Annotated in this window: 14 protein-coding genes; 1 reads left to right on the plus strand and 13 read right to left on the minus strand. The window is 72.7% G+C overall.

Translation table 11 applies throughout. The features are described 5' to 3' along the window. Positions 1 to 67: 67 nt before the first annotated feature. Positions 68 to 568, plus strand: a complete 501-nt coding sequence (locus HGB54_RS07435) for a flavin reductase family protein (RefSeq protein WP_168915875.1) — start codon at positions 68 to 70, stop codon at positions 566 to 568. Positions 569 to 575: 7 nt separating this feature from the next. On the opposite strand, the gene HGB54_RS07440 is transcribed toward HGB54_RS07435, so the two are convergent. From HGB54_RS07440 to murD, 13 genes are all read right to left on the minus strand, one after another. Further along, positions 576 to 785 carry an Rv0909 family putative TA system antitoxin gene (locus tag HGB54_RS07440; RefSeq protein WP_168915876.1) on the minus strand — a complete coding sequence of 70 codons (210 nt, stop codon included), beginning with the start codon at positions 783 to 785 and terminating at the stop codon, positions 576 to 578. Positions 786 to 873: 88 nt separating this feature from the next. After that, positions 874 to 4332 carry a DNA polymerase III subunit alpha gene (gene dnaE, locus HGB54_RS07445; RefSeq protein WP_407663500.1) on the minus strand — a complete coding sequence of 1153 codons (3459 nt, stop codon included), beginning with the start codon at positions 4330 to 4332 and terminating at the stop codon, positions 874 to 876. A 145-nt stretch (positions 4333 to 4477) separates the two neighbouring features. After that, positions 4478 to 5401, minus strand: a complete 924-nt coding sequence (locus tag HGB54_RS07450) for an RluA family pseudouridine synthase (protein ID WP_168915878.1) — start codon at positions 5399 to 5401, stop codon at positions 4478 to 4480. 34 nt (positions 5402 to 5435) lie between these two features. Then, positions 5436 to 6248 carry a DivIVA domain-containing protein gene (locus HGB54_RS07455; protein ID WP_168915879.1) on the minus strand — a complete coding sequence of 271 codons (813 nt, stop codon included), beginning with the start codon at positions 6246 to 6248 and terminating at the stop codon, positions 5436 to 5438. Between the two features lie 166 nt (positions 6249 to 6414). Next, a complete protein-coding gene (locus tag HGB54_RS07460; protein ID WP_228545731.1) occupies positions 6415 to 6723 on the minus strand; it encodes a YggT family protein in 309 nt (102 codons plus the stop codon). Positions 6724 to 6822: 99 nt separating this feature from the next. Next, the gene (locus HGB54_RS07465) at positions 6823 to 7332 is read right to left on the minus strand and encodes a cell division protein SepF (protein ID WP_168916883.1); all 510 of its coding nucleotides are present in this window, start codon (positions 7330 to 7332) and stop codon (positions 6823 to 6825) included. A gap of 33 nt (positions 7333 to 7365) precedes the next feature. Beyond that, positions 7366 to 8058 (minus strand): YggS family pyridoxal phosphate-dependent enzyme, encoded by a 693-nt coding sequence (locus tag HGB54_RS07470; protein WP_168915880.1) that lies wholly within the window; start codon positions 8056 to 8058, stop codon positions 7366 to 7368. Between the two features lie 31 nt (positions 8059 to 8089). Then, entirely contained in the window at positions 8090 to 9238 is a 1149-nt protein-coding gene (gene ftsZ / locus HGB54_RS07475; protein WP_168915881.1) for a cell division protein FtsZ, read from the minus strand. Positions 9239 to 9415: 177 nt separating this feature from the next. After that, positions 9416 to 10585, minus strand: a complete 1170-nt coding sequence (locus HGB54_RS07480) for an FtsQ-type POTRA domain-containing protein (protein ID WP_228545732.1) — start codon at positions 10583 to 10585, stop codon at positions 9416 to 9418. Continuing rightward, positions 10582 to 12087, minus strand: a complete 1506-nt coding sequence (gene murC, locus HGB54_RS07485; protein ID WP_168915882.1) for a UDP-N-acetylmuramate--L-alanine ligase — start codon at positions 12085 to 12087, stop codon at positions 10582 to 10584. Before murC ends, HGB54_RS07480 begins: the two co-directional genes overlap by 4 nt. Before the next feature lie 12 nt (positions 12088 to 12099). Then, positions 12100 to 13179, minus strand: a complete 1080-nt coding sequence (gene murG / locus HGB54_RS07490; protein ID WP_168915883.1) for an undecaprenyldiphospho-muramoylpentapeptide beta-N-acetylglucosaminyltransferase — start codon at positions 13177 to 13179, stop codon at positions 12100 to 12102. Continuing rightward, positions 13176 to 14429: a putative lipid II flippase FtsW gene (gene ftsW, locus HGB54_RS07495; RefSeq protein WP_168915884.1), complete on the minus strand. Its 1254-nt coding sequence runs from the start codon at positions 14427 to 14429 to the stop codon at positions 13176 to 13178. The genes murG and ftsW overlap by 4 nt, the downstream gene beginning before the upstream one ends. After that, the gene (gene murD / locus HGB54_RS07500; RefSeq protein ID WP_168915885.1) at positions 14389 to 15921 is read right to left on the minus strand and encodes a UDP-N-acetylmuramoyl-L-alanine--D-glutamate ligase; all 1533 of its coding nucleotides are present in this window, start codon (positions 15919 to 15921) and stop codon (positions 14389 to 14391) included. The genes ftsW and murD overlap by 41 nt, the downstream gene beginning before the upstream one ends.

Consider the following 15921-nt stretch of genomic DNA (forward strand, 5'->3'; position numbering starts at 1 on the left):
CGGCATCAGCCTAATCGGGGGCCGGCTCGGGAATAGCCGAGCGCCTCGGCTGTTGCATGCTTGCGTGATGACCACGACAGCCGACGCCACCGGATTCGACGCCTTCGCCCAAGCCTTCCGCCGCCACGCCGCCGGGGTCGCCGTCATCACCGCGCTGAGCCCCGAGGGGCGGCCGGTCGGCTTCACCGCCACCTCGCTCGCCTCGCTCGCGGCGGAGCCCCCGCTCGCCACCTTCAACATGGCCCGCATCGCCAGCAGCTGGCCCGCGATCGAGCAGACCGACCTCGTCGTCATCCACATGCTCGGCGAGGGCGACCTCGAGGTGGCGCGCATCATGGCCGGCCCCAACGCCGAGCGGTTCGACGGCGACCACTGGGAGCCGGGACCGCACGGGCTGCCGGTGCTGAAGAACGTGACGGCCTGGATGCTCGGCCGCATCGTCGCGCGCACGAACGTGGCCGAGAACGCCATGATCGCGGTGCAGATCGAGCAGGGCGCCCTCGGGGAGCCCGACGAGCCGCTGCTCTACCACGAGCGCGCGTACCGCGTGCTCGGCGCCCACCTCTAGGAGCGCGCTACTCGTCGCCGATCTTCTCGTCGATCGTCCCCTTGACGTCGTCGATCTGCTCGCTGAACTTGCCCCCGGTCAGCGAGTCGGCGAGGCCGGCCACACCGTCGAGCACCTTGTCGCTGACGCCCTCCGCCTGCTCGCTCGCGAGCATCCCCTTGACCTTCTCGTCGTTCAGGAACTCCTGCGCCTTCTTGGTGATGTCGTCGATGGCCATGGGCCGAGCCTTCCGTCACGGGGAGGCCGCGGGCGGGCATCCACTCCTGACGATCATGGATGACCGGGGGCCCCGGGGCAAGAGGCGGTCAGGCGAGCGCGCGCGGGCCCAGCAGGCTCTTGACCTCGCCGAAGAAGTCGGTGGTCGGGGCGATGCGGTGCGGCAGCTCGAACACGCGCGCGGCGTCGGCGCGCACGAGGCGCAGGCGAACCTCGGTCGTGCCGCGGTGCCGGCTCAGCACCGCGCCGAGCTCGGTCACGACGTCGACCGTCGCCCGCTGCTCGCGCACCGTGAGAGTCAGCGGCCCCGACTCGGTGGCGACCCCCATGTCGGGCATCTGCAACGTGATCGCCTGCAGCGTGATGCCGTCGTCGCGGTGGTTGACCCGGCCGCGCACCACCACGATCGAGTCGGCCGCGAGCCGCATGCCGAACTCCTGGTAGGTCTTGCCGAGGAACATGGCCTGCACCTCGCCGCCGAAGTCCTCGATCGTCACCATGCCGTAGGGGTTGCCCGAGTTGCGCGCCACCCGGTGCTGCACGCTCGTGATGAGGCCCGCGACCGTCACTTGCTCGCCATCGCCCGGGGGGTTGTCGTTGAGCTCGGCGATGCTCGAGCCCGCGTGCTTCGAGAGCGCGACCTCGAGCCCGGCGAGCGGGTGGTCGCTGACGTAGAGGCCGAGCATCTCGCGCTCGAAGGCGAGCTTGTCCTTCTTCGCCCACTCCGGGCGCTCGGGGACCAGCTCGGTCTGGGCGGGCTCGTCGAAGAGGCTGTCGAAGTCGAAGCCGACGTCGCCGTTGAGCTCGGCCCGCTTCTCCTTCACGGCCGCCTCGACGGCGCCCTCGTGGATCTCCATGAGCGCGCGGCGGGTCGACCCCAGCGAATCGAAGGCGCCCGCCTTGATGAGCGACTCGATCGCGCGCTTGTTCGCGACCGGGGCGGGCACCTTCTTGAGGAAGTCGAAGAAGCCCGTGAACGGCTCCTTCTGCTCGCGCGCCGAGCGGATGCCGTCGACGACGTTGGTGCCGACGTTGCGCACCGCGCCGAGGCCGAAGCGGATGTCGTCGCCGACGGCCGCGAAGAAGCCGATCGACTCGTTGACGTCGGGCGGCAGCACCGTGATGCCCATGCGGCGGCACTCGTTGAGGTACACCGCCATCTTGTCCTTCGAGTCGCCGACGCTCGTCAGCAGGGCGGCCATGTACTCGGCCGGGTAGTGCGCCTTCAGGTAGGCCGTCCAGTACGACACGACGCCGTAGGCCGCGGAGTGCGCCTTGTTGAAGGCGTAGTCGGAGAAGGGCAGCAGGATGTCCCAGAGCGTCTGCACCGCGGCCATCGAGTAGCCGTTCGCGGCCATCCCGGCACTGAAGTTCTCGAACTGCTTGTCGAGCTCGCTCTTCTTCTTCTTGCCCATCGCGCGCCGCAGCAGGTCTGCCTGGGCGAGCGTGTACCCGGCGAGCTTCTGCGCGATCGCCATGACCTGCTCCTGGTAGACGATGAGGCCGTAGGTCTGCCCCAGCACCTCCTCGAGCGGCTCGGCGAGCTCCGGGTGGATGGGCGTGATCTGCTGACGGCCGTTCTTGCGCAGCGCGTAGTTCGTGTGCGAGTCGGCGCCCATCGGGCCTGGCCGGTAGAGCGCGAGCACGGCCGAGATGTCCTCGAAGTTGTCGGGCTTCATCATGCGCAGCAGTGAGCGCATCGGCCCGCCGTCGAGCTGGAACACCCCGAGGGTGTCGCCGCGGGCCATGAGCTCGTACGCGGCGGGGTCGTCGAGCTCGAGCTCCTCGAGCACCAGCTTCTCGCCGCGGTTCGCCTCGATGTTGTCGAGCGCGTCGTCGATGATCGTGAGGTTGCGCAGCCCTAGGAAGTCCATCTTGATGAGCCCGAGGGACTCGCAGGCGGGGTAGTCGAACTGCGTGACGATCTGGCCGTCCTGCTCCCGCTTCATGATCGGGATGATGTCGAGCAGCGGCTCGCTCGACATGATGACGCCGGCCGCGTGCACGCCCCACTGCCGCTTGAGGTTCTCGAGCCCGAGCGCGGTGTCGAAGACGGTGCGCGCTTCGGCATCGGTCTCGATGACCGTGCGGAAGTCGGCGGCCTCCTTGAAGCGCTCGTGCGAGCGGTCGAGGATGCCCGACAGCGGCATGTCCTTGCCCATGATCGCCGGCGGCATCGCCTTCGTGAGCTTCTCGCCCATGCCGAACGGGAACCCGAGTACGCGCGAGCTGTCCTTGAGGGCCTGCTTGGCCTTGATGGTGCCGTAGGTGACGATCTGGGCGACGCGCTCGTCGCCGTACTTGTCCGTCACGTAGCGGATGACCTCGCCGCGGCGCCGGTCGTCGAAGTCGACGTCGAAGTCGGGCATCGAGACGCGGTCGGGGTTGAGGAAGCGCTCGAAGATGAGGCCGTGCCGGATGGGGTCGAGGTCGGTGATGCGCATCGCGTAGGCGACCATCGAGCCCGCGCCCGAGCCGCGGCCCGGCCCGACGCGGATGCCGTGGTTCTTCGACCAGTTGATGAAGTCGGCGACCACGAGGAAGTAGCTCGGGAACCCCATCTGCGTGATGACGCCGATCTCGTACTCCGCGCGCGCCCGCACCTCGGCGCTCACGCCGTCGGGGTAGCGGTAGGCGAGGCCCTTCTCGACCTCCTGCACGAACCAGCCGTCCTCCGTCTCGCCCTCCGGCACGGGGAACTTCGGCATGTAGTTCGCCTGCGTGTCGAAGCGCACGTCGACGCGCTCGGCGATGAGCAGCGTGTTGTCGCAGGCCTCGGGGTGGTCGCGGAACAGCTCGCGCATCTGCGCCGGCGTCTTCAGGTAGAACTCGTCGGCGTCGAACTTGAAGCGGTTCGGGTCGTGCAGGGTCGAGCCGGACTGCACGCACAGCAGCGCCGCGTGCGACTGGGCGTCGCCGGGGTGCGTGTAGTGCAGGTCGTTCGTCGCGACCATCGGCAGTCCGAGATCCTTCGCGAGCCGGATGAGGTCGCTCATGATGCGCCGCTCGATGCCGAGCCCGTGGTCCATGATCTCGGCGAAGTAGTTCTCGCGGCCGAAGATGTCGCGGAACTCCGCCGCCGCCTCCACGGCCTTGTCGTACTGCCCCAGGCGCAGGCGGGTCTGCACCTCGCCGCTCGGGCATCCGGTCGTGGCGATGATGCCCTTGCCGTAGGTGCTCAGCAGCTCGCGGTCCATGCGGGGCTTGAAGTAGTAGCCCTCGAGCGAGGCCTTCGACGACATGCGGAACAGGTTGTGCATGCCCTCCGTCGTCTCGGCGAGCATCGTGATGTGCGTGTAGGCGCCGGCTCCCGAGACGTCGTCCTCGCCGCCCGAGCCCCACTTCACGCGCGTCTTGTCCGTGCGGTGCGTGCCGGGCGTGAGGTAGGCCTCCGTGCCGATGATCGGCTTGATGCCCGCCTCGGTGGCGGTGCGCCAGAAGTCGAAGGCGCCGAACATGTTGCCGTGGTCGGTCACGGCGATCGCGGGCATGCCCTGAGCGACCGCCTCGGTGATGAGGGGCTTCACCCGGGCGGCGCCGTCGAGCATCGAGTACTCGCTGTGCACGTGGAGGTGGACGAACGAGTCGCCGGGAGATGTCACGGGAGCCTCCGCTGGGTGGGGTCGAGCAGTCAGTCTAGGTCGGCCGCGGAGGGCCCATCGGCGTGTCGGCCGAGCGTGTCCGGGGGTCGGCTCAGGGGGCCTCGAGCACGTCGAGCGCGTGCTGCAGATCGGCCGGGTACAGCGAGGAGAACCGCACCGCATCGCCGGTCGCGGGATGCGCGAAGCCGAGGTGCATGGCGTGCAGCCACTGCCGCCCGAGGCCGAGGCGCTCGCTCAGCCGCGGGTCGGCGCCGTACATCGCGTCGCCCGCGCAGGGGTGGCGCTGCGCGGCCATGTGCACGCGGATCTGGTGGGTGCGCCCCGTCTCGAGGTGCACCTCGAGGAGGGTCGCCGCCGGGAACGCCTCGAGCGTGTCGTAGTGGGTCACCGAGGGCTTGCCGTCGGCGACGACCGCGAACCGCCACGTCGAGCCGGGGTGCCGACCGATGGGCGCGTCGATCGTGCCGGAGAAGGGGTCGGGATGCCCCTGGACGAGCGCGTGGTAGATCTTCTCGACCTCGCGGTCGTGGAACTGCCGCTTGAGCTCGACGTAGGCCCGCTCGCTCTTCGCGACCACCATCAGACCGCTCGTGCCGGCGTCGAGACGGTGCACGATGCCCGCCCGCTCCGCGGGGCCCGAGGTCGCCGTGCGGACGCCGCCGGCGGCGAGGGCACCGAGCACGGTCGGACCCTCCCAGCCCATGCTGGGGTGCGCGGCCACGCCGACCGGCTTGTCGATCACGACGAGGTCGTCGTCCTCGTGCATGATCCGCAGGTCGTCGACCGCGCGCGGCTCGACCCGCACCTCGCGCCGCGGCTGCCACTCGACCTCGAGCCACGCGTCGCCCACCAGCCGGTCGCTCTTGCCGACCGCGCGGCCGTCGAGCCGGACTCCCCCGGCCTCGGCGATCTCGGCCGCCTGGGTGCGCGAGAAGCCGAGCAGCTTCGCGAGCCCGGCGTCGACGCGCTCGCCGGAAAGCCCGTCGGGGACGGGGAGCGATCGCGACTCGGTCACGATCGTGCTCCCCGTCCCCGACGGAGGGTGCTGCTCAGGAGCCGTAGCCCGGGAAGGTGCCCGGGGTCTGCTGCGGCTGGCCGAAGCTCGGCGCGGAGCCCGGGAAGCCGTAGCCGGGCGCGGGCGCGGAGGCCGGAGCGGCCGCCGAGCTCGCCGAGGCGGCGGAGCCCGCCGGCGCGGCGGGCGCGGCCGAGCTCTGCGAGCTGGTCTCGAGCTCGCGCAGCTGGCCCTGGATGTACGTGCGCAGCTGCGAGCGGTACTCGCGCTCGAAGACGCGCAGCTCCTCCACGCGGGTCTCGAGCGTGGCGCGCTCGGCGTTCAACGCGTCGACGATCTCGCGCTGCGTGCCCTCGGCCTCGGAGATGAGGCGCGCCTTGTGCGCCTCGCCCTCGGCGATGAGCTCGTCGCGCTTGGCGATGCCCTCTCGCACGTGCTCCTCGTGCAGGCGGCGGGCGAGCTGCAGCAGGTTGTTGGTGCTCGTCGTCTCGAGCTCGGACGAGGTCTGGCCGTAGGCCGGCGCCTCGACGGCCGGAGCGGCCGGGGCCGAGGGCACCGCGGGCGCGGGGGCCGGCGTCGGCTCGGGAGCGGGGGTCTCGGCGACGACCGGGCTCGGCGCGGGCGCGGAGGCGGGGGCCGAGGCCGGGAGCGCACCGCTGCGCTGCTGCTCGGCCATGCGGGCATCCGCGGCGACGAGCCGCTGGCGCAGCTCCTCGTTCTCCTGGTTGAGGCGGCGGAGCTCGACGACGATCTCGTCGAGGAAGTCGTCGACCTCGTCCTGGTCGTAGCCCTCGCGGAACTTGGTGGACTGGAAACGCTTGTTGACGACGTCTTCGGGCGTGAGTGCCATGTCCGTCACCTCGTGACTTTCTGGAGCGGGCGGATAACGATGGAGTAACGCTAGCAACAACGCATCACACGCGTCACATCAGCGACCCCAGCGTACAGACCCGAGCGCCTCGGCGCAGTGCCGATCGGGCCGGCGCGGTGAGACGACCGCTCGGACGCGCTCGCGGTCAGCCCGAGAAGGCGATGCTCTGCGCGATGATCATCAGGATGTAGACCACGATCAGCACGATCGTCCAGGCGAGATCGAGCTGCACGGCGCCGAGGCGGAGCGGCGGGATGACGCGGCGCACGGCCTTGATCGGCGGATCGGTGATCGTGTAGCTCAGCTCGGCCGCGATGATCACGCCGCCCTGCGGGCGCCACGACCGGTTGAGGGCCTGGATCCAGTCGAAGATGAACCTCGCCCACATGGCGATGAAGACGCCGAGGAGGGCGACGTAGATCGCTCCGAAGACGATGGAGAGCACGAGGGTCACGGGGGAAGTCTCTCAGATGCGCGCGGGAGGAACCTGCGCCCGGAGGACGGGCGCGGGCGTCGGCGGACGCCGCGCCGGGCACGGGGGCCCGGCGACGGATCAGCCGAGGAAGGAGGCGTCGACCTCGGACTCGACATCGGCCTGCTCGCCGCTCACGGCGACGTGCGCGGGCGACAGGAGGAAGACCTTGCTCGTGACGCGCTCGATCTTGCCGTAGAGGCCCTGCGACAGGCCACTGGCGAAGTCGATGAGGCGGCGGGCCTCGGACTCGGTCATCTGCGAGAGGTTGATGATGACGGGGATGCCGTCGCGGAAGCTCTCGGCGATGACCTGGGCGTCCTTGTAGTGGCGGGGGTGGACGGTGAGGATCTCGTTCATGTCGGCGGCTGCGGCATTCCGGGTCGGGGCGGGGCGGCGCAGCGGCGTCACGGGGGCGCGCTGCGGGCCGGGGGCGGGAGCCGCGGCTGCGGCGGCGGGAGCGGCGTGCGGGGCGCGGTCGTGCGGGGCGCGGTCGTGCGGGGCGCGGTCCTGCGCGGCCGGCGTCTCGTACTCCTCCTGCTCGTCGGCGAGGCCGAGGTACACCATGGTCTTGCGCAGCGGGTTGCTCATCATCCGTCCTAACGGTCGTCGTGCGGTTCGAGGCTAGAGGGGCGCGGGGCGTTTTCCGGTGATTGCCGTGCCGATGCGCAGGTGTGTCGCCCCCTCGGCGATCGCCTCGGCGTAATCGCCGGACATGCCCGCCGAGATCTGCGTGGCGGCGGGGGCGATCGCGCGCAGGCGCTCGCTGATCCGGCGCAGGCGGGCGAAGGCGGCGCGCGGCTCCTCGTCGAGGGGAGCGACGCCCATGACGCCGCGGAGGGAGAGGTGCTCGGCGGCGAGGACGACCTCGGCCAGGGCATCCACCGCATCGGGCGCAGCCCCGCCGCGACCCGGGTCGTCGGTGAGGTTCACCTCGAGGAACACGTCGAGCGGGGTCTGCGCTTTCGCGAGAGCGGTGACGAGGGATGCCCGGTCGACGGAGTGCACCGCGCTCGCGTACTGCGCCACGGCCTTGGCCTTGTTCGACTGCAGCTGGCCGACGAAGTGCCAGGTGAGCGGCTCGTCGGCGAGCTCGGCCGCCTTCGGCGCCGCGTCCTGATGCCGGTTCTCGCCGACGTGACGCACCCCGAGGCTCACGAGCTCGCGCACCAGCGAGGCGGGGTGGAACTTGGTGACGACGATGAGCGTCGGCGGGTCGTCGGCGCGCCCCGCCGCCCGGCAGGCCTCGGCGATGCCCCCGGTGACCGCGGCGTAGCGCTCGGCGAGCCCGGGATCGCCGGAGGGCGCCCCGCTCATCGGAGGCGCGCCGTCGAGCCCGGGGCGGGCGTCATCGCAGGAAGTCGGGGATGTCGAGATCGTCGTCGTCGCCGTCGGCCTCGAGCGGGTCGACGGTCGAGCGGGCGACGAGCCCGGGCGCCTCGGGAGCGGCGGGCGCCTGCTCGGCGCCCTCGGCCGGCTGGGCGGTGACGCTCTCCCCCGGCGCCGCGGCGACGAAGGTCGAGCGGCGGTCCTTGGCGACCGTGCTCGGCTCGCCGCCGTCGAAGCCCGCGGCGATGACGGTGACCCGCACCTCGTCGCCGAGCGAGTCGTCGATGACGGCGCCGAAGATGATGTTCGCCTCGGGGTGCACGGCCTCCTGCACGAGCTTGGCCGCGTCGTTGATCTCGAAGATGCCGAGGTTCGACCCGCCCTGGATCGACAGCAGCACGCCGTGCGCGCCGTCGATGCTCGCCTCGAGCAGCGGGCTCGCGACGGCGAGCTCGGCCGCCTTGATGGCGCGGTCGGCGCCGCGGCTGGAGCCGATGCCCATGAGCGCGCTGCCGGCGCCCTGCATGACGCTCTTGACGTCGGCGAAGTCGAGGTTGATGAGGCCGGGGGTCGTGATGAGGTCGGTGATGCCCTGCACGCCGGCGAGCAGCACCTGATCGGCGGTCGCGAAGGCCTCGAGCATCGAGATGCCGCGGTCGCTGATCTCGAGCAGGCGGTCGTTCGGCACGACGATGAGGGTGTCGACCTCGTTCTTGAGCATCGCCACGCCGTCCTCGGCCTGGGCCTGGCGGCGCTTGCCCTCGAAGCCGAAGGGCTTCGTGACGACGCCGATGGTCAGGGCGCCGATCGACTTGGCGATGCGCGCGACGACGGGCGCGCCGCCCGTGCCGGTGCCGCCGCCCTCGCCCGCGGTGACGAAGACCATGTCGGCCCCGGCGAGGGCCTCCTCGATCTCCTCCGCGTGATCCTCGGCGGCGCGACGGCCGACCTCGGGGTCGGCGCCGGCGCCGAGTCCGCGGGTGAGCTCGCGGCCCACGTCGAGCTTGACGTCGGCGTCGCTCATGAGCAGCGCCTGGGCGTCGGTGTTGATGGCGATGAACTCGACGCCCCGCAGCCCGAGCTCGATCATGCGGTTCACCGCATTGACGCCGCCGCCGCCGATGCCGACGACCTTGATCACGGCGAGGTAGTTCTGGTTGCTGGTCACGTCCGGCCTCCGCGTCAAACCTTAAACCTGTAGTTGAGGTCTAAAGTTATGCTCAGTATGTATTCCTGACACGACCGTAGGGGCGGGCATCCCCTCGTCGCCGAAGGACGCCCGCGTGTCGGCGGAATATCGCCGGGATGCGCATCCCGGGCGCGTCGGCGCGGCGGGCGCGCGGGATCAGAGGCGACGGGCGATGAGGCTGTCGGGCGCCGAGACGTCGTACTGCCAGGCGACCGACTGGTCGCTCGTGGCGATCGCCGCCGCGAGCACGCGCGCCTTGTAGTCGGAGCGCTCCGCGCTCCCCCACCGCACCCGGTGGCCGGTGTCGGCGAAGGAGAAGGTGACGTCGTCGCGGGTGGTCGCGCTGATCACGTCGATGCGGGCGACGAGGTCGGCGGGCAGGGCCGCGAGCACCGCCGCCGCGCTGCGGAAGGCGATCGACTCGGCATCGGCATCCCCCGCCTCGATGAGCGGCACCCCGGGCGGCCGCTCGGCGGTCGAGTCGACGACGACCCCCGCCGCGTCGACGAGCGCCACGCCGTCCGCCCGCTCGACGGCGCCGATCGGCGTGCGCTCGACGAGCCGCACGACCAGCGTGTGCGGCGGCACGACCTCGGTCGAGTACGAGCGGATGAGCGGGAAGGCGCGCAGGTCGTCGCGGATCGCGCCGTGGTCGAGCAGCGCGAGCGGGGTGCCGGTGTGCTCGTCGAGCGCCTCGGTCACCGCCGCGGGGTCGAGCCGCTCGGCGCCCGTCACGGTGATCTCGGTGAGCGCCATGAGCGGCGAGACGGTCACCGCGCCGACGCCCGCGACGAGCGCGACGAGCGCCCCCGAGGACGAGAGCACGAGGATTCGCCGACGGCGGCTGCGATGGGTGAAGCGGCGCACCTCGGCGCGCTCGGCGCGACGGGCGGCCCGGGCGGCGGCGCGGGCGCGACGATCGGCCTGGCGGGCCTGCGCGGCGGGGTCGACGGGGCGGGATGGGCGGGGCGCGCGCTCGGGGCGGGCACCGGGGCGCAGGCGGGCGAGCAGCGAGGAGCCCGCGACGGCGGCCCCGCCGGCCCCGCCCGGGCCGCGACCCGGGATCGACGGAGCCGTGCGCCCGGCGTCGACGCCGGACGGCGCGGGTGCGCCCTCGCGGGCCTCGTCGCCGCGCGCCGGGCGGGCGGCGACGCGGTCGCCCCCGCCGGCTCGACCGTCGCGCGGCCGCTCCCCCTCGTCGCCGCGCTGCCGGGCGTCGCCCCGTCGCGCACGGGCGGACGTCGTCGCGCGCGGTCCGCGCGGGGCTCCCGAGGTCTCCGGCGCCGCGGGCCCCTGCCCGCGGTCGAAGCCCTCGGGCCGCTTCATCGCTGCGGCTCCGCGGGTGCCGGGTCGCCGGTGGTGGACGCCGCGGTGGGATCGTCGGCCGACGCCGGCACGGACGCCGCCGTGGCGAGGATCGCCTCGCGCACCTGCGGGATGATGCGGTAGACGTCGCCGCAGCTGAGCGTCATGACGATGTCGCCGGGGCGCGCGATCTCGGCGACGCGCGCCGCGGCCTCCGCCCAGTCGGGCCGGTAGTCCACCCGCGCGGCGTCGACGAAGGCCCCGCTCACGAGCGCGCCGGTCACGCCGGGGATCGGGTCCTCCCGGGCGCCGAAGACGTCGAGCACGACCGTGTGGTCGGCGAGCCGCTCGTAGGCGGCCGCGAACTCGCCGCCGAGCTGCTGCGTGCGGCTGTAGAGGTGCGGCTGGTGGATGGCGATGACGCGGTGCCCCTCGGCGACCGAGCGCGCCGTCTGCAGCGCGGCCTCGACCTCGGTGGGGTGGTGCGCGTAGTCGTCGACGAGCCGCACGCCCGCCGCCTCGCCGTGCGACTCGAAGCGGCGCTGGGTGCCGGCGAAGCCGTCGAGCGAGGCGGCGGCCTCGGCGAGCGGGATGCCCAGCCCCAGCAGCACGGCGATGACGCCCGCGGCGTTGAGCGCGTTGTGGTGCCCGGGCACGGCGAGCGCGACCGTCGCCGTCGAGCTGCCGGCGTGCACGGTGAACACGATCGGACCGGTCTCGGCGACGTCGGTCACGCGCACGTCGGCCTCGGCCGACTCGCCGAAGGTGAGCACGCGCGGGCCGGAGGGGGCGCCGGGGGCCGCGGCGCGGGCCGCGAGCAGCGCCGTGAGCCGCTGCGCGGCCGGGTCGTCGGCGGAGATCGCGAGCACCTCGCGCACGGCGCGGGCGAACTGGGCGAAGGCCTGCTCGATCGCCTCGGCCGAGCCGTAGTGGTCGAGGTGGTCGGTGTCGATGTTGGTGACGATCGCGAGGCTCGCGTCGTACAGCAGGAAGGAGCCGTCGGACTCGTCGGCCTCGACCACGAAGAGCTCGCCCTCGCCCCATCCGGCGGAGGCTCCGGCGCCCTGGATGACCGCGCCGTTGACGAAGGAGGGGTCGCGGTCGAGGGCGCGCAGGGCCGTGACGAGCATCCCCGTCGAGGTGGACTTGCCGTGGGCGCCCGCGACCGCGACGAGGCGCTCGCCCCGCACGAGCCAGGCGAGGGCCTGCGAGCGGTGCAGCACGGGCAGGCCGCGACGCAGGGCCTCCAGGTACTCGGGGTTGTCCTGCCAGAGGGCTCCCGTGACGACGAGCGTGTCGGCCTCGCCGACGTGGGCGGCGTCGTGGCCGATCGCGACCGGGATGCCCCGCGAACGCAGCGCGTCGACCGCCCCGCTCTCGGATCGGTCGCTGCCGGTCACGGCGTACCCGCGGTCGTGGAACATGCGGGCGATGCCGCTCATGCCGCTGCCGCCGATGCCGACGAAGTGCAGACGGCCGAGGTCGTCGGGGAGGATGAGGTCGGGGTCGGGCTTGATCGTCATAGCGGCCTCACCCTACGCGCTCGTCGCGAGGGCCTCGCGCACCAGGCCGAGCAGCGCGGCGCTGCCGTCACGACGGCCGACCGTGCCCGCCGCGGCGGCCATCCGGGCGATGCCGGCGCGGTGCATGAGCATGGGCACGAGGGCGTCGCGCACCCACTCCGGGGTCGCGTCCGCGTCGTCGACGACGACCGCTCCCCCGGCCGCGACGAGCTCCCGCGCGTTGAGCCGCTGCTCGCCGTTGCCGACCGGGTAGGGCACGAGGACGGACGGCAGCCCGAGCGCGGCGAGCTCGCTGACCGTCGCGGAGCCCGAGCGGCACACGACGAGGTCGGCGAGGGCGAAGGCGAGATCCATGCGGTCGCAGTACTCGACGACGCGGTAGCCGGGGATGCCCGGGTCGTCGCCGCCGCGATCGCGGCCGGTGATGTGCAGCACCTGCCAGCCCGTGCCGAGGAGGTGGGCGATCGACTGCCCGACCGTCTGGTTGAGGCGGCGCGCGCCCGTCGAGCCGCCCGTGACGAGCAGGACGGGGCGGGCGGGGTCGAGATCGAAGAAGGCCCCCGCGACGGGGCGCGCGGCGACCCGGTCGAGCTGCAGGATCTCGCGTCGCAGCGGCATGCCGACGAGCCGGGCGCCGCGCATCGGCGTGCCGGCGAAGGTGATGCCGATGCGCCCGCCGAGCCGGTGCGCGAGGCGGTTCGCGATGCCCGGGCGGGCGTTCGCCTCGTGGGCGATGATGGGGATGCCCTCGAGCCGGGCCGCGAGGTAGGCGGGGGCCGAGGCGTAGCCCCCGAAGCCGACGACGACCTGCACCCCGCGATCGCGGATGATCGCTCGCGTGCGGGCGACCGCCTCGCGGAACCGCAGCGGGAACCGCAGGGCGGCCCCGTCCGGCCGGCGCGGGAAGGGCACGCGCGGGATGGTGAGCAGCTCGTAGCCGCGCGCGGGCACGAGCCGCGCCTCGAGCCCCTCGGCCGTGCCGAGGACGAGCAGCTCGGCGTCAGACTCCTGCTCGCGCCAGTGATCGGCGAGGGCGAGCAGCGGATTGACGTGGCCGGCGGTCCCTCCGCCGGCCAGGAGTGCGGTCGTCACGGGACCGGTCCCCGGGTGGGCGCGGCCGAGCGCGCCGCGGCGGTCGTGAACGAGCCCTCGCCGCTCGTGCGCGCCATCGAGAGCACCACGCCGAGCGCCATCAGGTTGGCGACCATCGCCGAGCCGCCCGCCGAGATGAGGGGCAGGGGCACGCCTAGCACGGGCAGCATGCCGAGCACCACGGCGATGTTGACGAAGGCCTGACCCACGATCCAGACCATGACGCCGCCGGTCGCGATGCGGCGCATCGGGTCGGCCTGCCCGCGCATGATGCGCAGCAGGCCGATGCCGAGCACGGCGAAGAGGCCGATGACGACGGCGCAGCCGACGAGCCCGAGCTCCTCGCCGATGATCGCGAAGATGTAGTCGTTCTCGGAGTGGGGCAGCCACGACCACTTCACGGCGGAATTGCCCAGACCCTGCCCAAGCAGGCCGCCCGAGCCGAGCGCCCACATGCCGTGGGTCGGCTGCCAGCACACGCCCTCGAGCTGCTCGGGCGTGCAGCCGTCGAGCCAGATGCGGATGCGGTCGGTGCGCGAGGAGCCGGTCAGGGCGAAGGCGATCGCACCGCCGACGCCGAGCCCGAGCATCACAGCGAGGTACCGCAGCGGCGCTCCGGCGAAGAAGAGGGAGGCGAAGACGATCGCGATCATGATCGCGGCCGTGCCGAGGTCGCCGCCGGCGAGCACGAGCAGGAGCGCGACGCCCGAGATCGGCAGCGCCGGGAAGACGACGCTCTTGAGATCGGGGAACGCGTCGGCGCGCCTGCTGAGCACGCTCGCGAGCCACACCACGAGCGCGAGCTTGAGGAACTCGGAGGGCTGGGCGCTGACGCCGCCGATCGAGATCCAGTTGCGATTTCCGCCGTAGGCGTAGCTCAGCCCCGGGATGAAGACGAGCACCTGCAGGCCGAGGCCGATGTAGACGAAGGTGCGGGCCCATCGGCGCCAAAACAGCACGGGCAGCCGTGCCATGACGAGCATGACCGGGATGCCGACGGCAGCGAAGAGCGACTGGCGCACGAAGACCCCGAAGGCGTCGCCGCCCCGACCCGACTGGACGAAGGACGACGACAGCACCATGACGAGCCCGAAGGCGACGAGGAAGATCGCCGTGCCGAGCACGAGCATGTAGTCCGTGCTCTGCGCCGTGAAGAGCTTGCGGACGGCGATGACGGCGGCCGGGCCCCGACCGGCGGAGGCCGCGGACTCAGTCGACGGTGCCGGGTGCGTCGTTCGGGTCGTCGCCATGCGGCGCCCCCTCCCCGTGATGCTGGTGCACGGCCGAGGCGAAGCGTCGTCCCCGGTCGGCGTAGTCGTCGAACTGATCCATGGATGCCGCTGCCGGGGCCAGCAGCACGGTGTCCCCATCGTGCGCCGCCGCGGCCGCCGCTCGCACGGCGCCGGTCATCACGCCTTCAGTGTCGTCGGGTTCGACCTCGAACACGGGCAGGTCGGGCGCGTGTCGCGCGAACGCCTCGAGCACGGCCGACCGATCGACCCCGAGCACGACGGCCGCCCGCAGCCGGGAGCGGTGGCGGGCGACGAGCGGGGCGATGTCGACGCCCTTGAGCAGGCCCCCGACGATCCAGACCACCGAGCGGAAGGCCGTGAGGGCCGATTCCGCCGCGTGCGGGTTGGTGGCCTTCGAGTCGTCCACCCAGACGATGCCGGCCGCCTCGAGCACGGTCTCGGTGCGGTGGGCGTCGACGCGGAACCGGCGGAGGGCATCCCGCACCGCGATGACGGGCGCACCGGCCGCACGCGCGAGGGCGGCGGCGGCGAGGGCGTTGGCGAGACCGTGGGGCGTCGCGAGGCCCGCGGCGGCGACGTCGGAGAGCGTGCCGAGCTCGAGCGCGGAGTGGCGGCGGTCGTCGTGGAAGGCGCGGTCGACGAGGATGCCGTCGACGAGCCCCACGTCGCTCGGCCCGGGGGTGTCGGCGGCGAAGCCGATCGCCCGGCAGCCCTCCTGCACCTCGGCCTGCTCGACCATGCGCATCGTGGCCTCGTCGCGGAGGTTGTAGACGCAGGCGACGCGCGTGTTCGCGTAGACCTTCGCCTTCGCGTCGCGGTAGGCCTCGGCCGAGCCGTGCCAGTCGTAGTGGTCCTCGGCGAGGTTGAGGCAGACGCTCGCGAGCGGGGCGAGGGCGCCCGGCCCGGCCGTCGGCAGCCGGTGCAGCTGGAAGCTCGACAGCTCGACCACGAGCACGTCGAAGCCCGCAGGATCGCGCACCGCGTCGAGCACGGGCACGCCGATGTTGCCGCAGGGCGCGACGCGCACGCCCGCCTCCTGCAGCATCGTCGCCGTCAGCTGGGTCGTCGTGGTCTTGCCGTTGGTGCCCGTGACGAGGATCCACTCGGCCGCGGGGGCGATCTTGTCGCGCACGCGCCAGGCGAGCTCGATGTCGCCCCAGACCGCGAGCCCCTCGCGCTCGGCCCACCGCAGCAGGGGATGCTCCGGCCGGAAGCCCGGCGAGACGACGAGCAGCTCGGGCTCGTGCGCCGCGAGGGCCGCGATGTCGGCCGCGTCGTCGCCCCCGCCGATCTCGACGAGATCGACGCCGATGACGGGCAGGATCCGCGCGCGCTCCTCGTCGGGCGCCGACGCCGCCACGAGCACGCGGGCGCCGAGCTCGGCGAGGGTGTCGGCGACGGCGAAGCCCGTCACGCCGAGGCCGAGCACGACGACGCGCAGCTGCGACCAGTCGGCGTGCCAGCTGGTGAGCCCGTCCAGCCGCTGCAC

The organism is Microcella flavibacter (assembly GCF_012530535.1).
GTDB classification, from domain to species: domain Bacteria; phylum Actinomycetota; class Actinomycetes; order Actinomycetales; family Microbacteriaceae; genus Microcella; species Microcella flavibacter.